Genomic DNA, 21,422 nt, shown 5'->3' with positions numbered 1-21,422 from the left:
ATTCGGAGTAAGCGATGCTAGAATCGCAATACCCTCGCCCGCGGAGAATTGATTGGACGCACAGCAAGTACAGGACGGCACCCCCATCTTCCAGCGCATCAAAGATTTCCTGACCGCACAGATCGCAGCCGGTCACTGGAAGGAAGGTGACGTCATTCCGTCTGAACAGGCGCTGGTCAAGCAGTTTGGCGTGTCGCGCATGACGGTCAACCGCGCCGTGCGCGAGCTGACGGCCGAAGCCGTGCTCACGCGCCGCCAGGGTTCCGGCACCTTCGTCGCTCCGCAAAAATACCAGGCTACCCTGCTCGAAATCCGCAGCATTGCGGACGAAGTGCGTGCGCGCGGCCATGCCCACCGCAGCAGCCTGCAGCTGCTGGAGCGCGCCAAGGCCAATGAGCTGCTGGCCAAGCAGTTCGACCTGCCGGCCGGCCATGTGCTGTACCACTCGGTGCTGGTGCACTATGAGAACGGGGTGCCGATCCAGGTGGAGGACCGCTGGGTCAATCCCCTGTGCGCGCCGGACTATATCCAGCAGGACTTCACGCAGCAGACGCCGAACGAATACCTGGTGGCCGCCGCGCCGCTGCAGGGCGCCAGCTACAGCCTGGAAGCGCTGGCCGCGCCGCGCGATATCGCCGACATGCTGGCCATGGAGGCACGCCAGCCCTGCCTGGTGCTCAAGCGCCAGACCCGTTCCGCCGGCCGGGTTGCTTCCATTGTCACCATGTGGCATCCGGGCCACCGCTACCAGTTCACCGGCACGGTCTCCTGAGCCCCGCGCTGATGCCGCCGTTCCGCAAACCTCTCCTGAAGCGCCTCGCCGTGCTGACCCTGCTCGCGTGGCAGGTGCATGCCGCGGCGCAGGAAAAGGTGACGGTGCAGCTGAAATGGACGCACCAGTTCCAGTTCGCCGGCTTCTACGCGGCGCAGGACAAGGGCTTCTACAAGGAGGCCGGCCTCGATGTCACGCTGCTGGAAGCGGAGCCGGGCCAGAATCCCACCCAGTCGGTGCTGGAAGGCCATGCCCAGTACGGCACCGGCAACAGCAGCCTGCTGCTGGTGCGCGCCCAAGGCCAGCCGGTGGTGGTGCTGGCTTCCATCTTCCAGCATTCCCCGCTGGCGCTGTTTGCGCGCAAGGATCCGCAGGGATTGAAGATTCCGCGTCCCGGCAACCGCATCATGATGGCGCTGGCCGACGACGAAATCCGCGCCATGCTGCGCAAGCAGGGCCTGCGGCTGCAGGATCTGACGCTGGTGCCGCACACGCACCGCCATACCGACCTGCTGCAGGGCCGCCTCGATGCGATGACGGGCTATATCACCGAAGCGCCCTTTGAACTGGATCGCGCGGGCTTCGCTTACGACACCATCTCGCCGCGCGCCGCAGGCATCGATTTCTACGGCGACGTGCTGTACACCACGGAGGACGAACTGCGCAAGCATCCGGACCGGGCGCGCGCCATGCGCGAAGCCACCCTGCGCGGCTGGCGCTATGCCATGGCGCATCCGGCGGAGATGGTGGACCTGATCCGCGCGCGCTACCCGAACCGCAACCAGCGCGAACACCTGATGTTCGAGGCGCAGCAGACCGCGCCGCTGCTGGAGCAGAACCTGGTCGACCTGGGCTACAGCAATCCGGCGCGCTGGCAAGCGATTGCGGACAGCTATGCCGCCCTCGGCATGATGCCGCGCGGCTTCCCGCTGGACGGCTTCCTGTACGAGGAACCGGAACGCAGCATGCGCTGGATATATCTCGGCGGCGCGGCGCTGGCCGCCCTGCTGCTGGGCTTTGTGGCATGGCGCCAGCGCCGCGTGGCCGTGGTGCTGCGCGGCGCCGAACAGCGGGCCGACGACGCCGAGCGCCTGGCCAGCTTTGCGCTGGAAGGTTCCGGCGAGGGCCTGTGGGACTGGCAGCCGCAGCAACCCGTGCTGCAGCTGTCGGCACGCTACTGCGAGATCCTGGGCTACCGCCACGGCGAACTGCTGCCGCATACGCTGGAGCAGTGGCTGGACCTGGTGCATCCGGACGACCGCCCGCGCCTGCTGCAGGAAATGGCGCGCGTGGAAGCGCCCGATGCGGAGAAGGAGCGCTTCCTGTGGGAGTTCCGCATGCGCTGCAAGGACGGCAGCTGGCGCTGGGTGCTGTCGCGCGGCATGGTGGTGGCGCGCGACGCCGATGGCCGTCCGCTGCGCATCAGCGGCACCATGGCCGATATCGGCGACCGCGCGCAGGCCGAGGAGGCGCGCGTGGCCGCCATCCTCGACGCCATGCCGGGCGCCATGCTGGCGGCCGACAGCGCGGGCCGCGTGCGCTATGCCAATGCCGCCTGCACCGAATGCTTCGGCTACGAAGGCGGCGAGATGAGCAGCCTGTCCATGGAACTGCTGGTGCCGGACCTGATGCGCAGCGTGCCGGGCGGCCTGCGCGAGCTGTTCTCGCGCCCGCGCCTGCCGGGCCGCGTGCTGACCGCGCGCCGCCAGGACGGCAGCCATTTCCCGGCCATGGTGCATATCGCGCCGATCCAGCTGCCGGGCCAGAACCTGTCCGTGGTGTCGCTGCGCGACATGACGCAGCGCCAGCGCAGCGACGAAGCGCTGCATACGAGTTCCGAGCGCTACCGCCTGATCGTGCAGACCGCCGCCGAAGGCATCTGGATGACGGATGCCGATGACCGCACCACCTTCGTCAACCCGACCATGGCGCGCATGCTGGGCTATGAAACGGAAGCCATGCTGGGGCGGCCGATGAGCGACTTCATGGACGAGGAAAGCCGCGCCCTGCTCAAGCGCCAGCACCAGCAGCGCCGGCCGGGCCAGGCGGAACAGGGCGACGCGCGCTTCTACCGGCGCGACCGTTCCTCGCTGTGGTGCCTGCTGTCCACCACCCTGGTGCATGCCGACGACGGCGCCTATGCCGGCACGCTGGCCATGATTACCGACATCACCGACCGCCGCCTGGCCGAAGTGGCGCTGCGCAACTCCAGCCAGCGCATGGCCTCCGTGTTCAATGCCGTCACCAATGGCCTGGTGGTGCTGAACGGCGAAGGCACTGTCCTCGAATGCAATGCCGCCGCCGCGCGCATGCTGGGCGATTTCTCCGCCAGCGGCGCGCCGCTGTGGCCCGGCGTGCACGAAGACGGCCGCCAGTACGAGACGGACGAGCATCCGGTGCGGCGCGCCCTGCTCTCGGGCGAATCCGTGCGCGACGTGGTGATGGGCGTGGGCACGGCAGGCAGCACGGTCTGGCTTTCCGTGAACGCGGAACCGATGCGCGACGAATTCGGCGCCGCCACCATGGCCGTGGCCAGCCTCACCGACATCACCTACCGCAAGCGCAGCGAAGACGCGGTGCGGCGCGGCGAGCAGCGGCTGCAGGAAATCATCAAGATGATGCCGATCGGCCTGTTCCTGAAGGCGCCGGACAGCCATATGATCCTGATGAATCCCGCCAGCGAACAGCAGTTCGGCTACTCGCTGGAGCAGCTGCGCGCGGGCGATTACCGCCCCATGCATACCGAGGAGGAGGCGGCGCGCTTCCGCGAACGCGACCTGCAGGCTTTCGAGCACGGCGAGCTGATCGACTATGAAGAAACCATCTTTAATCCCAAGATCGGCCAGCAGCGCCACCTGCGCACCTTCAAGAAGCCGGTGTACAACGAAAAAGGCAGCCCGGCCTACCTGATCTGCATGTCGATCGACATCACCGACAGCAAGAAGGTGGAGCGCGACCTGCGCGACCTGAACGAACACCTGGAAGAGCGCGTGGCCCAGCGCACCCGCCAGCTCGACCAGGCCAAGCAGGTGGCCGAGGAAGCCAGCCTGGCCAAGGGCCAGTTCCTGGCGAATATGAGCCACGAGATCCGCACGCCGATGAATGGCGTGATCGGCATGGCCTACCTGGCGCTGAAAACCGAACTCGATCCGCGCCAGCGCGACTACCTGGAAAAAATCCGTTTCGCCGGCGAGCACCTGCTGCGCATCATCGACGATATCCTGGATATCTCGAAGATCGAAGCCGGCAAGCTGCAGATCGAGCAGCTGGACTTCTCGATGGACCATGTGCTGCAGACGCTGACCACCGTGGTGGCGCCGAAGGCGGCCGGCAAGGGCCTGCTGATGGAATTCGAAGTCGATCCGGCGCTGCCGCCGGTACTGCGCGGCGACCCGCTGCGCATCGGCCAGGTGCTGATCAACTACGCCAACAACGCCATCAAGTTCAGCGAGGAAGGCAGCATCATCGTGCGCGTGATCAATGTGGTCAGCGATGCGCAGCACTGCGTGGTGCGCTTCGAGGTGAGCGACCACGGCATCGGCCTGTCCGAACACGAAATCGGCAAGCTGTTCCAGTCCTTCCAGCAGGCGGACACCTCCACCACCCGCGAATACGGGGGCACCGGCCTGGGCCTGGCCATCTGCAAGCAGCTGGCGCAGCTGATGGGCGGCGAGGTGGGCGTGCACAGCGCGCCGGGCGCGGGCAGCACCTTCTGGTTCACGGCCCAGCTGGGCGTGTCCACGCGCAGCGTGCCGGACATCATCAAGCAGGTCGGCGATGCCGCGGCCGAGCTGGCGGACAGCGCCCGCAACAGCGCGGTGCTGGCTGCGCTGAAGGGCGCCCGCATCCTGCTGGTGGAGGACAACACCTTCAACCAGCAGATCGCGCTGGAGATGCTGGAAGAAGCGGGCTGCGTGGTCTGCCTCGCCAATAACGGCGCCGAGGCGCTCGACCTGCTGCGCCAGGCGCCCTTCGACTGCGTGCTGATGGATGTGCAGATGCCGCTGATGGACGGCCTGGAAGCCACCCGCCATATCCGCGCCGATGCGCGCCTGGCCCATACCCGCGTGCTGGCCATGACGGCCACCGCCACCAGCGAGGACCGCGCGCGCTGCATCGAGGCCGGGATGGACGACTTCATCTCGAAACCGATCCAGCCCGCGCTGATGGTGCAAACCATTGCGCGCTGGCTGCCGGAGCGCCCGGCCGCAGACGAGGCGCCGGCGCCGCGCGCGGCCGCCGCCTTCCCGACGCTGGCGGGCGATCCGGAAGTGATCGATTTAACGGTGCTGGCCCAGCTTCTGGGCTACCATCCGGACAAGATACGCAAATTCGCCTTCAAGTTCCTGCAGAGCAGCGAGCAGGCCTTCAGCGAGATGGAAACGGCGCTGCAGCAGGGCGATATCCAGCAGATCCGCGAGCTGGGCCACCGGGTGAAGGCCGCCGCGCGCACCGTGGGCGCCCTGGGACTGGGCGAGCTGTGCCAGCGCCTGGAGCGCCTGCCGCCTGCCGAGCCTGAAGAAGAGGCGGCCATGGCACGCGCCCTGATGGCCCGCCTGTGGCCCCTGCTGGCACGCATTACCGAACAGATCATGGCCAACACCACCTTCGCCAGCGAGGACTGACCGATGAAGATCCTGCTGCTGGACGACGACAAATTCCAGCTCAATATGCTGGGCGACATGATCGCCGGCCTGGGCGAGCATGAAGTGCTGCGCGTGCCCGATGCGCGCGCCGGCCTGGTGCAGCTGGAGGAATTCCGTCCGGAACTGATGATCTGCGACCTGTCGATGCCGGAAACGGACGGCATCGAGTTCCTGCGTCTGGCCGCCGAACGCCGCTTCGGCGGCATGGTGCTGCTGCTGTCCGGCATGGACGCGGCCATCGTGCGGGCCGCGGAAACCCTGGGCATGGCGCTTGGGCTGACCATGCTGGGCAGCTGCGCCAAACCGGTCTCGGAAAGCGAGCTGGGCGACCTGCTTGCACACGCGGGACGCATCCGGAAAAAATAGGTTATGATTGTTGCATTGAAAGACGCAGTGGCGCCTCCATGTGCTGCACATGGCATGTGCCAGGCAACATTAAACCTTACCCTCTGAAAGAGGAAACCAATATGAGCGAAAATATCAAACACATCACCGACGCCTCCTTTGAAGCCGACGTGCTCAAGGCCGACCGTCCGGTGCTGGTCGATTTCTGGGCCGAATGGTGCGGTCCTTGCAAGAGCATTGCCCCGATCCTGGAAGAAGTGGCCAAGGAATACGACGGCAAGCTGACCATCGCCAAGCTGGACGTGGATTCGAACCAGGCGGTGCCGGGCAAATTCGGCATCCGTGGCATTCCGACCCTGATCCTGTTCAAAAATGGTGTTCCAGCGGCACAAAAAGTCGGCGCCATGGCAAAAGGCCAGCTGACCTCTTTTATCGACAGCAATATTTGAGTTAATATAGGCAGCGCTGCGCTCGCAGCACTGCCTGCCTGGCCGGGAATGAGGCACCAGCCCTTTCCCTTTTGACAATTAAGTCCACGCAGTTCCCTCCCCTACCTTACTTTCCCGTCTCGGGACACTCAAACACCTATGCATCTATCTGAACTAAAAGCCTTGCACGTTTCCGCATTGCTGGAAATGGCCATCGGGCTCGATATCGACAACGCGGCGCGCCTGCGCAAGCAGGAACTGATGTTCGCCATCCTGAAGAAGCGCGCCAAATCGGGCGAGCAGATCTTCGGCGACGGCGCCCTGGAAGTGCTGCCGGACGGCTTCGGCTTCCTGCGCTCGCCGGACGCCAGCTATATGGCCTCCACCGACGATATCTATATCTCCCCGTCCCAGATCCGCCGCTTCAACCTGCACACCGGCGATTCGATCGAGGGCGAGGTGCGCACCCCGAAGGACGGCGAACGCTATTTCGCGCTGGTGAAGGTAGACAAGGTCAACGGCGAATCGCCGGAAGCCTCGAAACACCGCATCCTGTTTGAGAACCTGACGCCGCTGCACCCGAACGAGCCGCTGCGCCTGGAACGCGAGATGAACGGCGCCGAGAACATCACCGGCCGCATCATCGACCTGATCGCGCCGATCGGCAAGGGCCAGCGCGGCCTGCTGGTGGCCTCGCCGAAGTCCGGTAAATCCGTGATGCTGCAGCATATCGCGCACGCCATCACCGCCAACCACCCCGACGTGACGCTGATCGTGCTGCTGATCGACGAACGTCCGGAAGAGGTGACGGAGATGCAGCGCTCGGTGCGCGGCGAAGTGGTGGCCTCCACCTTCGACGAACCGGCCACCCGCCACGTGCAGGTTGCCGAGATGGTCATGGAAAAGGCCAAGCGCCTGGTGGAAATGAAGAAGGACGTGGTGATCCTGCTGGATTCGATCACCCGCCTGGCGCGCGCCTACAACACCGTGATCCCGGCTTCGGGCAAGGTGCTGACCGGCGGTGTGGACGCCAACGCGCTGCAGCGCCCGAAACGCTTCTTCGGCGCCGCCCGTAATGTGGAAGAAGGCGGCTCGCTGACCATCGTCGCCACCGCGCTGATCGAAACCGGTTCGCGCATGGACGACGTGATTTACGAAGAATTCAAGGGTACCGGCAATATGGAGGTGCACCTGGAGCGCCGCCTGGCCGAGAAACGCGTGTACCCGGCCATCAACCTGAACAAGTCCGGCACCCGCCGCGAAGAGCTGCTGATCAAGCCGGACCAGCTGCAGAAAATCTGGATCCTGCGCAAGCTGCTGTACTCGATGGACGAGATCGAGGCGATGGAGTTCATCCTCGACAAGATGCGCGCCACGAAGACCAATACCGAGTTCTTCGACATGATGCGCCGCGGCGGCTAAGAGAGCCCCGCCCAAAGCCCCCGGTTCCGGGGGCTTTTTTTATGTTATACTGCCCGGCTGTTTAAACCCCGGCAAGTGGTCGGCAATCGGGTCGAGAAGCTGTACTGACCGACGAAGTGCTGTCTGGCTACCAAATTTGAGAGAAAAGCATGAAAGCTGATACCCATCCAGATTACCGTGAAGTTGTGTTCCACGACCTGTCGTGCGACTTCAAGTTCATCACCCGTTCCACGATCCAGACCCGTGAAACCATCAACCACGAAGGTAAAGACTACCCACTGGTGAAGATCGAGGTTTCGTCGGAATCGCACCCGTTCTTCACGGGCCAGCACAAGATCGTCGACACCGCCGGCCGCGTGGAAAAATTCCGCCAGAAGTTCGGCAAAGTCGGTTCCAAGACCGCCGTCGCTGCAGGCTAATCAGCCCGGCCACGAAAAAAAGGCAGCTGCGGCTGCCTTTTTTTATTGTTTTGCCTGATACTCCCACTTTCCAATAATAAGCATTCCTGACCGCATGAAGCCAGTCCGTCTTCCCGCCGCCGCCGTCCTCGCCCTGCCGCGCTGGGCCCTGTTTGCCCTGGGCCTGCTCTACATCCTGCCGGGCCTGATCGGACGCGAACCGTGGAAGAACGACGATGCCGCCAGCTTCGGCATCATGTGGACCATGGCGCACGGCACGTGGCAGGACTGGCTGTGGCCGAATATCGCCGGCCTGTCGCAGCCGGAGGAAGGCCCGCTGGCCTTCTGGTTCGGCGCCCTGTGCATCAAGCTGTTCGGCTGGTTCAGCAACGACGTGTTCGCCAGCCACCTGTCCACCATGACCGCCTTCCTGGCCGGCGCCCTGTCGCTGTGGTACACCACCTACGCGCTGGGCCGCCGCCCCGAGGCCCAGCCGCTGCGCCTGGCCTTCGGCGGCCAGCCCGAGCCCAACGACTTCGGCCGCACCCTGGCCGATGCCGCCCTGCTGATCTACCTCGGCTGCCTCGGCCTGCTCACGCACAGCCATGAATCCACCTCGGAATCGCTGCAGGTCGCGCTGCTGGCCTTCACGCTGTACCGCTCGGTGCGCTATATGGAAAAGCCTTCGCTGCGCAATGCCACGCTGATCGGCCTGGCGCTCGGCCTGATGACGCTGACGCGCGGCTGGGTCGCGCCCGCCTTCCTGCTGGCCGCCCTGTTCATCTGCACCCGCTTCCTGGCCATGCCCGCCGCCCGGGTGCTGCGCGAACTGGCGCTGACCCTGCTGGTGGCCGTCGCCGTCACCCTGCCCTGGCTGCTGCCCGCCTTCCTGCTGCGTCCCTACGGCCAGGACGTGCTGGGCGCCTGGGGCAGCTGGAACATCGCCCAGCTCGCGCTGCCCAGCCTGAAGGCCCTGTCCACCTTCCTAAAGGACGGCGTCTGGTTCTTCTGGCCGGCCTGGCCCTTCGCGCTGTGGGCCGTCTACGCCTGGCGCCGCCAGAGCAACCTGCTGCACATCGTGGTGCCGATGACCTTCGTGGCCATCGCCACCCTGCTGCTGCTGCTGCACCCGGCGCCCGAGCATGCGCAGCTGCTGATGCTGCTGCCGCCGCTGGCCATCATGGCCGCCTTCGGCCTGCTGACCGTGCAGCGCGGCGCCATCAACGCCATCGACTGGTTCTCGGTGATGGTGCTGACCCTGGGCGCGGCCGTGCTGTGGATATTCTGGTATGCCCAGCTCACCGGCTGGCCCGCCAAGCCCGCGCACAATGTGCTGAAGCTGATTCCCGGCTTCACGCCCGAATTCCGCCCGCTGGCCTTCCTGGTGGCGCTGGCGGCCACCGTCGGCTGGTTCCTGCTGGTGCACTGGCGCGTGTCGCGCCGGCCTTCGGTGCTGTGGCGCGCCGTGGTGCTGTCGTCCGGCGGCCTGATCCTGATCTGGATCCTGCTGATGACGCTGTTTCTTCCCAATATCAACTACAGCAAGAGCTACGCTGCGGTGGCGCACCAGATCGCCACCGCGATCCCGCCGGACGCACATTGCATCACCAGCAATGTCGGGCCGGCGCAACGCGCCTCCTTCGCCTATTACGGCAAGCTGCGCTTCGGCGGCGTGAACCCCGGCAAGTGCGATCTGTTGCTGCTGCAAGACAGTACCCGCGGCAACGGCGCGCTGCCCGCACCCGGCCCGCAATGGACCCTGCTGTGGGAGGGCCGCCGCGCCTCCGACCGCGCGGAACGCTTCCGCCTGTTTCGCAGCGCACCATAAATCAGCGGCCTCTTCTATTCCCGCAGAAAGTTAATACTGTTATGCTAGTTTCCGTCAGCGAAGATTGCTGGCGGATCTACGGGGATGGCATGGCATTCAGGAAGGCGGTATCGGTGGTTGTGCTGGCGGCGTTTGTGCTGCCGGGCCACGCCGCACCTCCATCGCCGTCCTTCCCGCCCCTCATCGTACTGACCGAACAATCGCCGCCCGCCAGCATGCAATATCAGGGCAAGGTCAGCGGCCACGAAACGGACAAGGTGAAGGAAATGCTCAGCCGCACCGGCATCTCCTACCAGCTCGACGTCCTGCCCTGGAAGCGCGGCTACACCATGGCCCAGCGCGACGCCAATACCTGCATCTTCCCCACCACCCGCACGCCCGAACGCGAGAAGCTGTTCAAATGGATAGGCCCGACGTATGAAGCGGACTGGTCGCTCGTGGGACGCACCGACCGCAAGTTCACGCTGCGCACGCTGGAGGATGCCCGGCCGCTGCGCATCGGCACCTACAACGGCGACGCGCGCGACGACTACCTGCGCGCGCGCGGCTTCAATGTGGATCCGGTGCAGAACGACCACTCGAACCCGAAGAAGCTGATGCTGAACCGTATCGACCTGTGGGTGACGGCGCTGCCGCCCGGCAGCACGGCGCTGGAACAGTTCGGACTGAATGGAAAGATTGCACCCGTGCTCACCTTCCTCAAGGTAAAGGTCTACCTCGCCTGCAACCCTTCGGTGCCGGATGCGATGGTCGAGCGCATGAACGCGAGCCTTGATACAATGCGGCGTGACGGAAGTTTTGCCCGCATCGAACGCAAGTACGAGCACTGGTCTGATCAAAAATAAAAGCTTGTATTTTTGCGCTGTTGCGTGACAGCGATTTTTCTTCAGCACACTAAACACAAAGCTTGCGGACGCCGTTATAGTCCACATATACGCTACGTTGCCGTTCGGCATCGACAATAATATTCTCCCGGCTGCGCCCCGCTTCGCGCCCCCGGTTCTTCGGCCCCGATCTGTTGCGCCACACAAACGCGCTGCAATCCGCCACCTTCACGACATTTGTTTGGCTTTATTGAGTCTGCTCCATGTTCAATTTTTACAAACTCCAGCTCGCGCTCAAGAACACCTGGGTCCGCATCGGCCTGCTGCTGCTCACCGCATCGCTCGTTGCCTGGATTGCGCTCGGCTCGCAAACCGGCCAGGACACCAGCCCCATCGTGCGCTCGCAGGATATCTCCGAGATCACCGGCCTGGTCGCCAAGCGCGACAAGCTGGACTACCTGCTGATCGCCCGTCCGCTGTCGGATGCGCCGCGCTATATCTACAAGTTCAAGGACTCGGCCCAGCTGCACGTGGTGAAAGTGCCAAGCACGTCGCACATCAACCTGGAACGCGAAGTCCTGCTGCGCAACGGCCTGCCGTATGCAATCGCGAGGGACGACTACCTGGCCTCGCACAAGGCGGTGCTGCAGGATGAAGGCGGCGCCATGGCCGGCGTGAGCTCCTTCGTGCAGCGCCATGCCTTCGACATTTTCCTCGTGGTGCTGCTGCTGTTCGTGCTGAAGTTCGGCATTCCCGGCATGGGCCTGTCCGCCTCCGTGATTTCGCCGGACAAGCTGAAAGGCTCGATGGACGACCTGATCGGCATGGAAGACATCAAGCAGGAAGTGCTGCACCTGGAAGACATGATCCGTAACCGCGCGGTCTACAAGCAGCACAACATCGACAAGCCTTTCAACGTGATGCTGACCGGGCCTGCAGGCACCGGCAAGACCAAGCTGGCCGGCTACCTGGCGAAACGCCTCGGCTACCCGCTGATCCAGGCCTCCGGCTCGGCGCTCGAATCGGGCTATATCGGCGGCGGCTCGAAAGCGCTGAACGCCCTGTACCGCAAGGCGGCGGCGCGCGGCAACTGCATCATCTTCCTGGATGAAGCGCAGGCCCTGTTCATGCCGCGCGGCCGCGGCGAGAAGAAGTGGGAAGACGATACCGCCAACACCCTGCTCGGCCTGCTGGACGGCGTGAAGAGCGACGAAGGCAAGGGCGTGATCTGGGTGGTGGCCTCCAACTTCGACGAGGCGAATTCGCAGATGGATGAAGCGATGCTGCGCCGCTTCTCGGTGAAGATCAACTTCCGCCTGCCGAACAAGGGCGAGCGCGAACAGCTGCTGCGCTCCTTCCTGCAGCGTAAGGAAGAAGGCCTGGTGGACTGGAACGATATGGACCTGGCGCAGGTGGCCGAAATCACCAACAACCTCAGCCCCGCGCTGCTGGAAACCGTGGTGGACCGCGCCTCGCTGCTGTCGATCCAGGAAAAGACCGTGATCAATACGGACCTGATGTTCCGCGCCTTCGAGCGCGCCACCATCGGCCTGACCGACCGCGCCACCACCGCCGAGAAAACCCGCCAGCGCGAACGCATTGCGCTGCACGAGCTGGGCCACTTCTTCATGCAGATCGACCCCTACCTGCGCGAAGGCCTGTCGCTGGCCGAAGTGAAGGAAAAGTCGCACCTGCTGAAGATTTCGACCGAGTCCGTATCGAAGCTGAATGCGCTGGGCTATGTGCTGTCGGCCGGCGACGATATGTCGCTGCGCACGCTGGAAGAAATGGAACGCGACGTGATGCAGCTGTACGGCGGCGTGGCGGCCGAAGAGCTGTTCTACGGCGCGCGCGGCATCTCCGTCGGTTCGCAGAACGACATCCAGAAAGCCACCTCCATGCTGGACATGATGGTGAACCGCCTGTCCATGTATTCGCGCTCGAAGCTGGACTATAGCCAGTTCAAGAGCGAACTGAGCGGCGAACACACGCTGGTGCAGGTGGAAGCGAAGGCCGATGAACTGTACAGCGACACGCTGAAGGCGATCGGCGATTACCGCGAGGTGATGGATGGACTGAAGGACGTGCTGATGGAACAGTATGTGCTGTCCAAGGACCAGATCTTCGCACTGTTGGAAGAACGCCTCGACCCCGAACCGCTGCGTTTGGCAGCATAAGTAAGGAAGGCCCGCTGCCCAAGCGGGCCTTTTTCTTTCACGTCCTGCGCAGCATCAGCTTAGCGGCGTGCGACGACCGAGCCTTCCACCGGCGCCATGGCAACGGAGCTTGGCAGCTGATGGATGTTGGTGATGGCGACCAGGTCGCCTTCTTCACGGAACTCGACATCCACGCCCTGCGCGGTGACGAATTTGGCGGCGGCGACCGGATGCAGTTCAGTGCGCTCCTCGCCTTTCAGCTGGATGAAGTAGCGGTTGGCCTGCTGGCTGAAACGCACGGTGTTCCCGTTTTGCAGCCTGTAGGTGGCGGCGTAGTCGTTGAACTCGCCGGTGCCCAGGCGGTACTGGTTGGTTTTGCTGATCTGCACGGTGCCGGCCTTGGCGGCGTCTTCCACCGACTGCGGACCGGCGATGGCAACGGTCATGCCGGTGAGGGACAGGGCTGCAAGGGCAGCGATAAAGGTCTTCTTCATGATGGGTTTCTCCAAGTGGTTGCCTGTTTGTCCCCGCCTCTCATAATGTGCGGCGACAGTGACAAGGTAGCAAAGGGGAATCCGGCAAGCTTGCGGAAAGCGATAAAACGCTGAAAACGCGGGATAGAATGCGCGCGGCTCCGGATGGACGGCGTGCTGCGGAGTTGCCGGTTCGGGTTAAATCAGTGATAATGCGGGTCGCTCAACACCTGCCTCGGTGGTGAAATTGGTAGACGCAGCGGACTCAAAATCCGCCGCCGCAAGGCGTGCCGGTTCGATTCCGGCCCGGGGCACCATGAAAGTTCCTCAACGTCCCGTGCCGGGACGGTGAAACCCGGCAGGCAGCGGGTCCGCCAGCGCCTCCTGGCCGACAGCCGACAGGGCGCCCAGCAGCATCAGCCTCGGCTCCATATCAGCCTGCACCGCCGCCCTCAGGCGCATCAGCGCCAGCAGTTTTTCGCTCAGGCGCGCGCGTGCCCGCGCATCCAGTTCGGTTTCGAACACCTGCGCAATCTGGCGGCCGCATACATGCATATTCGTCAATACCAATTCATCGCTCATGGGGTTCTCCAGCTTCAAGCGGGGCCGGCAGGCCGGCGCGTGCGCCATTCTCAGGGCGCAGCCTTGCCAGTGTACGCCGGGCCGGAACGCCCGCCCGTCCTATTGAACGGGGCTGGCGGGCAAACAGGAGTAGGCTCGGGTACTGATCACTTTACGAGAACACCATGTCCAGCCATCCCGGCAATGCATCGGCCACCGCCGGCGCAATGCGCCCCTTTCCCCGGCCGCGCCGCAATGTGGTGCTGTCGATGACGATCGACCGGGTGCTGCTGGCCGCGCTGCGCCATCCCGCCCAGGCCGAGGCCATGCTGCTGGCCGAAGCCGTGGACGCGCCGACCATCTTCCGGCTGCTGTCCCCCAGCGGGCGCCGGCGCGCGCTGAAACAGCAGCCCTACGGCCGCAAATAGCTGCGGCCCTGTTGAATGGAGAACGTTATGAAAAACCCGTCCCGGCAAAACACAGCGGCCAAGGCCTCCAGGATGCGCGCGCTGCGGCACGACCGCTACGACGCAGACCGTGCCGAGCATGCGGACCAGTCCGTAGCCGGCATCAGCGGGACCGCCGAACGGGCCTCCTCGACGATCGACGACGGCGTCAACGCCATCGAGGCCAGTGAGGAGCGTTATGCCGCCTATGAGGCGCAGGCGATGCGCGAACGGGAGCATTAATGTCGATGCAGCAATATCGCGGCCATCACATCAGTGTGCAGAGTTTTGGCGGCACCGGCGCTTACGGCTACACCGTGTCGGTCACGTCCGGTTCCGACGGCGAACTCCGGCATGAGCTGGCGTCGGCTTGCGGCGGTTTCCCGAACAGCATGGCCGCGGAAGATGAAGCCTTCACCAGCGCCCGGGCCTGGATCGAGCTGCACCCCGTGCCGCACCGCTGGACTTAGGCGGGAACGCCAGGGCCGCGGCCCGGCTTCCTGTACACATGGCTTGCCGGCTGCCCCGGCACATCATCAAGCTCACCGATACGCGCCATGCCTGCTTTCTCCAGCACCCGGATCGATGCCGCATGCGCCGGCCGGACCAAGGCAAACACTTCCGGCAGCGCGAGTTCGCCCAGGGCAAACTCCAATGCAAACCGGGCGAGTTCGGTGGCATAGCCCCTGCCCCAGGCGGCTTCCGCAAAACGATAGCCCAGGTTCTCGCGCTCCTCGTCGAGATAACGGTAGGAGGCCACCCCGCCGAAGCCGATAAGCTGGCCGGGCGCGTCGCACGCCGAGATCGCCCACATGCCATAAGCCTTGCGCTGCCAATGGTCCATCCAGGCAGCCAGCAGCGTTTCCGCCTGCGCCGGCTGCGTCAGCGGCCCGCGGGGACTGAAGCGATGGACGGCAGGGTCGCTGTAGATGCGGAACAGCTGGTCAAGATCGCCGGCGGCGGGCGGGCGCAGGACCAGACGTGAAGTGGTTTGGCGCATCAGCACATTATCCACGCTTCACGACGGAAGAGCTGAGCGCGATGACCAGTCCGGCCAGCGACAGGCCGCCCAGCGCGATGGCGATATTGCTGCGCGAGGCGATCCAGCCGATGGCGACGGGACCGAGCAGGAAACCGGCGTAGCCCACGGTGGCCGCGGTCGCCAGCCCGCCGCCGGCCGACATGCCCGGCAGGCGCGCGGCCGCGCCGAAGATCAGCGGCACCACATTGGCGGCGCCCAGGCCGACCAGGGCGAAGCCCAGCGCCGTCAGCGCGTACACCGTGCTGAGCGCTGCCAGCGCAAGGCCGGCCAGCATGGCCAGTCCGCCCACCACCATGATGCGCTGCGCGCCATGGCGCAGCACCAGGCCGTCGCCGGCGAAGCGGCAGGCCGCCATCGCGATCGAGAAGGCAGAGTAGCCCAGCGCGGCCGAGGCGGCAGTGGCGCCGGTGCGTTCGGCCAGCAGCAGCGCGCTCCAGTCCACCAGTGCGCCCTCCACCGCCATGCACAGCAGCGCCAGCAGGCCGAGGAACAGCGCCGGGCCGCGCGGCAGGGCGAAGTGGCTGGCCGCGTCCGCATGGGCGGCCACCTTCAGCACGTGCCGCGCCACCAGCGCGAACGCGGCCATCGTAACGATGCTGGTCAGCAGCGTGCCGCTGCCGTCGCCCAAGCCCAGGCCGATCAGCAGGCCGCCCAGCGCGGCGCCCGCCAGCCCGCCAAGGCTGAAGAAGCCGTGGAAGGAGGACATGGTGGGCACGCCGCGCGCCGTCTCCACTTCGCTGGCATTGGCGTTCATGGCCACATCCATGGCGCCGTTGCTGGCGCCGAAGCCGAAGGCGATAAGGAACAGCGGCACGATATCGCTGCTGCGGGTCAGCAGCGCAGTCATGATGGCGAAGATGAAGCCGGCGCACAGCGTGACCTTGCGCGTGCTGTAGCGCGCCGTCAGCCAGCCGGTGACCGGCATGGCGGCCATGGCCCCGGCCGCGATGGTCAGCAGCAGCAGGCCCAGTACGCCGGTATCCAGCCCGGCGCGCGCCTGCACCACCGGCACGTGCGCGGCCCACAGGCCGATGCCGGCGCCGTTAAGGAAGAAGATGCTGGAAATGGCCCAGCGCGCGGCGGGGATGGACGCGGTATGCGGCAAGACGGCACTCATGAACGGGCTTTCTCTGCAAGGATGAATTCAAGATCGGGCTGGGCTTCGCGCAGGCCGTCCACCAGGTCGGCCGGCGCATCGCGTTCCAGCACCAGGTAGTCGAGCTGCGCCAGCGGTGCGATATGGAAGGGCGCGGGAGCTTCCAGCCGTTCGTTCAGCACGGCGGCGGCGCGGCGGCTGCTGTGGGCCAGCATGGCGGCCTTGAAGGCCGCTTCGTCGGCGTGCGTGGCGGACAGGCCGCGCCGCGCTTCCACGCCGCACAGGCCCACGATGCACAGGTCCGCATGCATGGCCGCCACTTCGCTGACGGTGCGCGCGCCCAGCACGGCGCCCAGCTGGCCCACGAAGCTGCCGCCGAGCAGCACCACCTGTGTCTGCCGGAAGCCGGACAGCGCCACCGCCAGCGCCGGGCTGTTGGTGACGATGCTGTGCGCATGGCCGTCGTCCAGCTGCTGCACCATGGCGAGATTGGTGGAGCCGGCATCGATCAGCACCACGTCGCCCTGCCGCACCAGCGAGCGCAGGCCGCGGCCCAGCGCCGCCTTGCGCGGCTGCTGCGTGGTTTCGCGCTGCTGGAAGGCGAGCGGGCCGCCGTGGCGCTTGACGGCGCCGCCATGCACACGGCGCAGCAGGCCGGCGACGTCCATATCGCGCAGGTCGCGGCGGATGGTGTCTTCCGAGGTGGCGAAGCGCTGCGCCAGGTCGGCGGCCAGCACCCGGCCGTCCTGCTCCAGGCGGTCAATAATGAGTTGGCGGCGTTCTTCGGGAAGCATATGCGTGATTTTGCGTCAGGAATACACGATCATACATGAACACGCATCATCGTGCATAAAGCGTGGTTGTCGTACAACCAATGCCACACTGGTATAATGGGCTTATGAACGACACCATCGCACTCGCAGCACCGAAGAAGCGCTACCGCAACCTCGCCGAGGGCGTGGTGGAGACCTTCACCAACAGCATCCGCGACGGCGTGCTGAAGCCGGGCGAGAAACTGCCGACCGAATCCGTCATCATGGAACTGCATGGCGTGAGCCGCACCGTGGTGCGCGAAGCGATCTCGCGCCTGCAGGCGGCGGGCATGGTGGAAACCCGGCACGGCATCGGCACCTTCGTGCTGGAGCCGCCGACGCAGCTGCGCATCTCCGCCGACACCATCCGCACCATCGGCGATGTGCTGGCCATCCTGGAGCTGCGTATCAGCCTGGAGACGGAAGCCGCCTGGCTGGCGGCGTCGCGCCGCAGCGCGCAGCAGGTGGAGCAGATGGGCGCCGTGCTGGCCGAGATGAAGGAAGGCCTTACCGTTGCCTCGGACGTGAAGTTCCACCTGCTGATCGCGCAGGCTACCGGCAACCCCTATTTCGTCGATATCCTGAGCCACCTGGGCAACACCATCATTCCGCGCGCCCGCGTGAACTCGGCGCAGTTGGCGCATGACGATCCGGCCGTCTACCTGCAGCGCGTGCAGCACGAGCACGAGGATATCTACCAGGCCATCCTGCGCCAGGACCCGGAAGGCGCCCGCGCCGCCATGCGCACCCACCTCTCCAATTCGCGCGAACGCCTGCGCCGGGCCCAGGAAAACATCGAAACCGGATCATCCACCTGAGCGTTTTGCACAAAGCCCTTGCGCCCTGCTGCATCTAGTTGTACGATGTCATACAACATCGGTACCCAGACCGGTTTCTTTCCATTTCCTTATCGAGAGCGAGAAGACATGCAACCTAAAGAACTTCAATCCATCCTTTCCGCCGGCCTGCTGTCCTTCCCGGTCACCGACTTCGACGCCGAAGGCAATTTCAACCAGGCCGGCTACATCAAGCGCCTGGAATGGCTGGCGCCTTACGGCGCGAGCGCGCTGTTCGCCGCCGGCGGCACCGGCGAGTTCTTCTCGATCACCCCGAACGAATACACCGGCATCATCAAGACCGCCGTGGACACCTGCCGCGGCAAGGTGCCTATCCTGGCCGGCGCCGGCGGCCCGACCCGCCAGGCCATCGCCTACGCCCAGGAAGCCGAGCGCGTGGGCGCCCACGGCATCCTGCTGCTGCCGCACTACCTGACCGAGGCAAGCCAGGACGGCCTGATCCGCCATGTGGAAGAGGTCTGCAAGTCGGTGGACTTCGGCGTGGTGGTATACAATCGTGGCGCCTGCCGCCTGACCGCGGATTCGCTGGAGAAGCTGGCTGACCGTAACCCGAACCTGATCGGTTTCAAGGACGGTATTGGCGACATCGAACTGATGGTGTCCATCTGGCGCCGCATGGGCGACCGCTTCAGCTACCTGGGCGGCCTGCCGACCGCGGAAGTGTACGCCGCTGCCTACAAGGCGCTGGGCGTGCCGGTGTACTCCTCCGCCGTGTTCAACTTCATGCCCAAGCTGGCAATGGACTTCTACCACGCCATCGCTGCCAACGACTCCGCTGCGCAGAACAAGATGCTGGACGAATTCTTCCTGCCATACCTGGAGATCCGCAACCGCAAGGCCGGCTACGCAGTCAGCATTGTCAAAGCAGGCGCGAAGATTGCAGGTTACGATGCTGGTCCTGTCCGCGCACCGCTGACCGACCTCACTGAAGAGGAAGTCGCGATGCTCGCAAAACTGATGAAGGCACAAGGCCCTCAATAAGGAGCAAATACAAATGCAAATCAAAGGCGAAATGATCATCGGCCGCTCGGCCGTGCAAGGCAAGGAAGGCACGGTCAAAGCGATCGATCCATCGCGCAATGAGCAGATCGAGCCGGCCTTCGGGCTGGCCAGCGCTGCCGAGCTGGAACGCGCCTGCGCGCTGGCGTGGGACGCCTTCGACGTCTACCGCAACCTGCCGCTGGAAAAGCGCGCCAAGTTCCTGGAAACCATCGCTGACCGCATCATGGATCTGGGCCCGGCCCTGATCGAGCGCGCGATGCAGGAAACCGGCCTGCCGCAAGCCCGCCTGGAAGGCGAGCGTGGCCGCACCTGCAACCAGCTGCGCCTGTTCGCGAAAGTAGTGCGCGACGGCCGCTTCCTGACCGCGACGCTGGATTCTGCACTGCCCGACCGTGCGCCTGCCCCACGTCCCGACCTGCGCCTGCGCAAGATCGGCCTCGGTCCGGTGGCCGTGTTCGGCGCATCGAACTTCCCGCTGGCATTCTCGGTGGCGGGCGGCGATACCGCCTCCGCGCTGGCGGCCGGCTGCCCGGTGATCGTGAAGGCGCACTCCGCCCACCTCGGCACTTCCGAGCTGGTGGCCAAGGCCGTGCAGAAGGCTGCGATCGAATGCGATATGCCGGAAGGCGTGTTCTCGATGCTGATCGGCGCAGGCCAGAGCATCGGCCAGAACCTGGTGGCGGATGCACGCATCAAGGCCGTCGGCTTCACCGGTTCGCGCAGCGGCGGCCTGGCGCTGATGAAGACTGCCGCGGAACGCAAGGAGCCGATCCCTGTGTATGCGGAGATGAGCAGCATCAATCCGGTGTTCATGCTGGAAGGCGCGCTGTCCTCGAACGAAAAACTGCCGCAGCAGTTCGCCGATTCGCTGACCCTGGGCGCGGGCCAGTTCTGCACCAATCCCGGCCTGCTGCTGGCGATTGAAAGCCCGGCGCTGGACAAGTTCCTGGCCGGCGCCAAAGCGGCTTTGGAAGCGAAGAACCCGGCAACGATGCTGACCCCCGGCATCCACCAGGCTTACACCTCGGGCGTGGCCAAGCTGGCCGCCATCGACGGCGTATCGCTGGTTGCACAGGGCGCCACCACCGGCATGACCTGCGGCGCGGTTGCTGCGCTGTATGCCACCGACGCGGCCAACTTCCTGGCCAAGCCGGAGCTGGAAGGCGAAATCTTCGGCCCATGCTCGCTGCTGATCCGCTGCCGCAACGAAGCGGAACTGATCCAGGTTGCCGAACACGTGGAAGGCCAGCTCACCGCGGCCGTGCACGCCACCGGCGCCGACATCGCCACCGCCCGCAAGCTGCTGCCAACGCTGGAGCGCAAGGCCGGCCGTATCCTGTTCAACGGCTTCGGCACCGGCGTGGAAGTTGCGCACGCCATGGTGCACGGCGGCCCGTTCCCGTCGACTTCGGACAGCCGTTCGACCTCGGTGGGCGCGTCGGCCATCGACCGCTTCCTGCGTCCGGTGAGCTACCAGGACGTTCCGGCTGAACTGCTGCCGGCCGAACTGGCCACCGACAACCCGCTGAAGATCGCGCGCGTGGTCAACGGCGACCTGGCATGGAACGCGTAAGCGGCGTTCACTGCACGGTGGGCGAAAGCCCGGCGTGGGATGCGGCGCACCAGGCCTGGTTCTGGGTCGACATTCCGGCGAAGCGCATCTGGAGGCTGGACGCCTCCGGTAATTCGCGCTACTGGGAAGTTCCGGAAATGGCCGCATGCGTCGCGCCGCGTCCGGGCGGCGGCCTGATTGCGGGCATGGAGACCGGCATGTTCAGCGTGATGCTGAGCGACGGTCCGGTGGCGAAGACCGAACTGCTGGCGAAGCCTTCTGCGGACGCGCTGGGCGCAGGCATGCGCTTCAACGACGGCCGCACGGACCGCCAGGGCCGCTTCTGGAGCGGCACCATGTTCATGGACATGAGTGCGGCGAAGGCGGTCGGCCAGCTGTACCGCTACGATGAACGCGGCCTGTCCGGGCCGGTGGTGGAAGGGCTGGTCACGCAGAACGGCCTGTCCTGGTCGCCGGATGGGAAGACGATGTACCTGTCCGATTCGCATCCGAGCAGCCGCCAGATCTGGGCCTTCGACTACGATACCGATGCCGGCGTGCCGTCGAACCGCCGCGCCTTCGCCAATCTCGGCGACCACGTTGGACGTCCCGATGGCGCCGTCGTGGATGCCGATGGCTGCTACTGGACGTGCGCGAACGACGCAGGCTGCCTGCTGCGCTTCACGTCGGACGGCAAGCTCGACCGCCGCGTCGATGTTCCCTTCGCCAAGCCCTCGATGTGCACCTTCGGCGGTTCCGACC

General features: G+C 65.2%; 21 protein-coding genes and 1 tRNA gene. 17 read left to right on the top strand and 5 right to left on the bottom strand.

Translation table 11 applies throughout. The features are described from left to right. Positions 1-52: 52 nt before the first annotated feature. The 9 genes from hutC (at position 53) to ACJRPG_RS00070 (ending at position 12,840) form a co-directional block, all read left to right on the top strand. Positions 53-772 carry a histidine utilization transcriptional repressor HutC gene (gene hutC, locus ACJRPG_RS00110; RefSeq protein WP_407997999.1) on the top strand — a complete coding sequence of 240 codons (720 nt, stop codon included), beginning with the start codon at positions 53-55 and terminating at the stop codon, positions 770-772. An 11-nt stretch (positions 773-783) separates the two neighbouring features. Further along, the gene (locus tag ACJRPG_RS00105) at positions 784-5,397 is read left to right on the top strand and encodes a PAS domain S-box protein (protein WP_407997998.1); all 4,614 of its coding nucleotides are present in this window, start codon (positions 784-786) and stop codon (positions 5,395-5,397) included. A gap of 3 nt (positions 5,398-5,400) precedes the next feature. Next, entirely contained in the window at positions 5,401-5,784 is a 384-nt protein-coding gene (locus ACJRPG_RS00100) for a response regulator (protein WP_407997997.1), read from the top strand. A gap of 101 nt (positions 5,785-5,885) precedes the next feature. Then, positions 5,886-6,212 (top strand): thioredoxin TrxA, encoded by a 327-nt coding sequence (gene trxA, locus ACJRPG_RS00095; protein WP_407997996.1) that lies wholly within the window; start codon positions 5,886-5,888, stop codon positions 6,210-6,212. A 138-nt stretch (positions 6,213-6,350) separates the two neighbouring features. Next, complete coding sequence (rho, locus tag ACJRPG_RS00090) at positions 6,351-7,613, top strand: transcription termination factor Rho (protein ID WP_407997995.1); 1,263 nt, start codon at positions 6,351-6,353, stop codon at positions 7,611-7,613. 149 nt (positions 7,614-7,762) lie between these two features. After that, positions 7,763-8,032 carry a type B 50S ribosomal protein L31 gene (locus ACJRPG_RS00085; RefSeq protein ID WP_407997994.1) on the top strand — a complete coding sequence of 90 codons (270 nt, stop codon included), beginning with the start codon at positions 7,763-7,765 and terminating at the stop codon, positions 8,030-8,032. A 94-nt stretch (positions 8,033-8,126) separates the two neighbouring features. After that, positions 8,127-9,839 carry an ArnT family glycosyltransferase gene (locus ACJRPG_RS00080; RefSeq protein WP_407997993.1) on the top strand — a complete coding sequence of 571 codons (1,713 nt, stop codon included), beginning with the start codon at positions 8,127-8,129 and terminating at the stop codon, positions 9,837-9,839. Positions 9,840-9,928: 89 nt separating this feature from the next. Further along, positions 9,929-10,684, top strand: a complete 756-nt coding sequence (locus tag ACJRPG_RS00075; RefSeq protein ID WP_407997992.1) for a substrate-binding periplasmic protein — start codon at positions 9,929-9,931, stop codon at positions 10,682-10,684. Positions 10,685-10,926: 242 nt separating this feature from the next. Further along, on the top strand, positions 10,927-12,840 hold the full coding sequence (locus tag ACJRPG_RS00070; RefSeq protein ID WP_407997991.1) for an AAA family ATPase: 1,914 nt from the start codon (positions 10,927-10,929) through the stop codon (positions 12,838-12,840). Between the two features lie 59 nt (positions 12,841-12,899). On the opposite strand, the gene ACJRPG_RS00065 is transcribed toward ACJRPG_RS00070, so the two are convergent. Beyond that, a complete protein-coding gene (locus ACJRPG_RS00065; protein ID WP_407997990.1) occupies positions 12,900-13,313 on the bottom strand; it encodes a hypothetical protein in 414 nt (137 codons plus the stop codon). A gap of 211 nt (positions 13,314-13,524) precedes the next feature. Here ACJRPG_RS00065 and ACJRPG_RS00060 point away from each other — a divergent pair. Next, a tRNA-Leu gene (locus ACJRPG_RS00060) sits at positions 13,525-13,609 on the top strand. A 10-nt stretch (positions 13,610-13,619) separates the two neighbouring features. Here the strand turns inward: ACJRPG_RS00060 and ACJRPG_RS00055 are convergent. After that, the gene (locus tag ACJRPG_RS00055; protein ID WP_407997989.1) at positions 13,620-13,874 is read right to left on the bottom strand and encodes a hypothetical protein; all 255 of its coding nucleotides are present in this window, start codon (positions 13,872-13,874) and stop codon (positions 13,620-13,622) included. A gap of 164 nt (positions 13,875-14,038) precedes the next feature. Here ACJRPG_RS00055 and ACJRPG_RS00050 point away from each other — a divergent pair, with 164 nt between their 5' ends. Genes ACJRPG_RS00050 through ACJRPG_RS00040 form a run of 3 tightly spaced genes read left to right on the top strand, consistent with a single transcriptional unit; the run spans position 14,039 to position 14,769 of the window. Continuing rightward, positions 14,039-14,281: a hypothetical protein gene (locus ACJRPG_RS00050; RefSeq protein WP_407997988.1), complete on the top strand. Its 243-nt coding sequence runs from the start codon at positions 14,039-14,041 to the stop codon at positions 14,279-14,281. Between the two features lie 27 nt (positions 14,282-14,308). Then, complete coding sequence (locus ACJRPG_RS00045) at positions 14,309-14,542, top strand: hypothetical protein (protein ID WP_407997987.1); 234 nt, start codon at positions 14,309-14,311, stop codon at positions 14,540-14,542. Then, positions 14,542-14,769, top strand: a complete 228-nt coding sequence (locus ACJRPG_RS00040; protein WP_407997986.1) for a hypothetical protein — start codon at positions 14,542-14,544, stop codon at positions 14,767-14,769. The genes ACJRPG_RS00045 and ACJRPG_RS00040 overlap by 1 nt, the downstream gene beginning before the upstream one ends. Here the strand turns inward: ACJRPG_RS00040 and ACJRPG_RS00035 are convergent. From ACJRPG_RS00035 to ACJRPG_RS00025, 3 genes are read right to left on the bottom strand one after another with little or no spacing between them, the layout of a single operon-like run. Continuing rightward, positions 14,766-15,299: a GNAT family N-acetyltransferase gene (locus tag ACJRPG_RS00035; protein WP_407997985.1), complete on the bottom strand. Its 534-nt coding sequence runs from the start codon at positions 15,297-15,299 to the stop codon at positions 14,766-14,768. The two genes, ACJRPG_RS00040 and ACJRPG_RS00035, sit on opposite strands and share 4 nt — an antisense overlap. A 7-nt stretch (positions 15,300-15,306) precedes the next feature. Next, complete coding sequence (locus ACJRPG_RS00030) at positions 15,307-16,458, bottom strand: MFS transporter (protein ID WP_407997984.1); 1,152 nt, start codon at positions 16,456-16,458, stop codon at positions 15,307-15,309. Further along, the gene (locus ACJRPG_RS00025) at positions 16,455-17,231 is read right to left on the bottom strand and encodes a DeoR/GlpR family DNA-binding transcription regulator (RefSeq protein ID WP_407997983.1); all 777 of its coding nucleotides are present in this window, start codon (positions 17,229-17,231) and stop codon (positions 16,455-16,457) included. Before ACJRPG_RS00025 ends, ACJRPG_RS00030 begins: the two co-directional genes overlap by 4 nt. 104 nt (positions 17,232-17,335) lie before the next feature. On the opposite strand from ACJRPG_RS00025, the gene ACJRPG_RS00020 reads away from it, so the two are divergent. From ACJRPG_RS00020 to ACJRPG_RS00005, 4 genes are all read left to right on the top strand, one after another. Further along, positions 17,336-18,067 carry a FadR/GntR family transcriptional regulator gene (locus ACJRPG_RS00020; protein ID WP_407997982.1) on the top strand — a complete coding sequence of 244 codons (732 nt, stop codon included), beginning with the start codon at positions 17,336-17,338 and terminating at the stop codon, positions 18,065-18,067. A gap of 108 nt (positions 18,068-18,175) precedes the next feature. Then, positions 18,176-19,087: a 5-dehydro-4-deoxyglucarate dehydratase gene (gene kdgD / locus ACJRPG_RS00015; protein WP_407997981.1), complete on the top strand. Its 912-nt coding sequence runs from the start codon at positions 18,176-18,178 to the stop codon at positions 19,085-19,087. Positions 19,088-19,100: 13 nt separating this feature from the next. Further along, positions 19,101-20,681: an aldehyde dehydrogenase (NADP(+)) gene (locus ACJRPG_RS00010; protein ID WP_407997980.1), complete on the top strand. Its 1,581-nt coding sequence runs from the start codon at positions 19,101-19,103 to the stop codon at positions 20,679-20,681. Beyond that, positions 20,669-21,422, top strand: a 754-nt coding sequence (locus tag ACJRPG_RS00005; RefSeq protein WP_407997979.1) for an SMP-30/gluconolactonase/LRE family protein, incomplete at its 3' end; no start/stop codon positions are given. The genes ACJRPG_RS00010 and ACJRPG_RS00005, both read left to right, overlap by 13 nt.

Origin of the sequence: Pseudoduganella rhizocola (assembly GCF_045984285.3) — a bacterium.
In the GTDB taxonomy this organism is placed as follows: domain Bacteria; phylum Pseudomonadota; class Gammaproteobacteria; order Burkholderiales; family Burkholderiaceae_D; genus Rugamonas.
This window is presented reverse-complemented; position numbering and strand designations above follow the sequence as displayed.

What these genes read in the sequence shown, in the direction of transcription:
- trxA (WP_407997996.1), top strand. Translation starts at nt 5,886, where the DNA reads ATGAGCGAAAATATCAAACACATCACCGACGCCTCCTTTGAAGCCGAC.
- ACJRPG_RS00020 (WP_407997982.1), top strand. Translation starts at nt 17,336, where the DNA reads ATGAACGACACCATCGCACTCGCAGCACCGAAGAAGCGCTACCGCAAC.
- rho (WP_407997995.1), top strand. Translation starts at nt 6,351, where the DNA reads ATGCATCTATCTGAACTAAAAGCCTTGCACGTTTCCGCATTGCTGGAA.
- ACJRPG_RS00025 (WP_407997983.1), bottom strand. Translation starts at nt 17,231, where the DNA reads ATGCTTCCCGAAGAACGCCGCCAACTCATTATTGACCGCCTGGAGCAG.
- ACJRPG_RS00075 (WP_407997992.1), top strand. Translation starts at nt 9,929, where the DNA reads ATGGCATTCAGGAAGGCGGTATCGGTGGTTGTGCTGGCGGCGTTTGTG.
- ACJRPG_RS00010 (WP_407997980.1), top strand. Translation starts at nt 19,101, where the DNA reads ATGCAAATCAAAGGCGAAATGATCATCGGCCGCTCGGCCGTGCAAGGC.
- ACJRPG_RS00070 (WP_407997991.1), top strand. Translation starts at nt 10,927, where the DNA reads ATGTTCAATTTTTACAAACTCCAGCTCGCGCTCAAGAACACCTGGGTC.
- ACJRPG_RS00035 (WP_407997985.1), bottom strand. Translation starts at nt 15,299, where the DNA reads ATGCGCCAAACCACTTCACGTCTGGTCCTGCGCCCGCCCGCCGCCGGC.
- ACJRPG_RS00050 (WP_407997988.1), top strand. Translation starts at nt 14,039, where the DNA reads ATGTCCAGCCATCCCGGCAATGCATCGGCCACCGCCGGCGCAATGCGC.
- ACJRPG_RS00105 (WP_407997998.1), top strand. Translation starts at nt 784, where the DNA reads ATGCCGCCGTTCCGCAAACCTCTCCTGAAGCGCCTCGCCGTGCTGACC.
- ACJRPG_RS00045 (WP_407997987.1), top strand. Translation starts at nt 14,309, where the DNA reads ATGAAAAACCCGTCCCGGCAAAACACAGCGGCCAAGGCCTCCAGGATG.
- ACJRPG_RS00040 (WP_407997986.1), top strand. Translation starts at nt 14,542, where the DNA reads ATGTCGATGCAGCAATATCGCGGCCATCACATCAGTGTGCAGAGTTTT.
- ACJRPG_RS00100 (WP_407997997.1), top strand. Translation starts at nt 5,401, where the DNA reads ATGAAGATCCTGCTGCTGGACGACGACAAATTCCAGCTCAATATGCTG.
- ACJRPG_RS00065 (WP_407997990.1), bottom strand. Translation starts at nt 13,313, where the DNA reads ATGAAGAAGACCTTTATCGCTGCCCTTGCAGCCCTGTCCCTCACCGGC.
- ACJRPG_RS00030 (WP_407997984.1), bottom strand. Translation starts at nt 16,458, where the DNA reads ATGAGTGCCGTCTTGCCGCATACCGCGTCCATCCCCGCCGCGCGCTGG.
- kdgD (WP_407997981.1), top strand. Translation starts at nt 18,176, where the DNA reads ATGCAACCTAAAGAACTTCAATCCATCCTTTCCGCCGGCCTGCTGTCC.
- ACJRPG_RS00055 (WP_407997989.1), bottom strand. Translation starts at nt 13,874, where the DNA reads ATGAGCGATGAATTGGTATTGACGAATATGCATGTATGCGGCCGCCAG.
- ACJRPG_RS00080 (WP_407997993.1), top strand. Translation starts at nt 8,127, where the DNA reads ATGAAGCCAGTCCGTCTTCCCGCCGCCGCCGTCCTCGCCCTGCCGCGC.
- ACJRPG_RS00085 (WP_407997994.1), top strand. Translation starts at nt 7,763, where the DNA reads ATGAAAGCTGATACCCATCCAGATTACCGTGAAGTTGTGTTCCACGAC.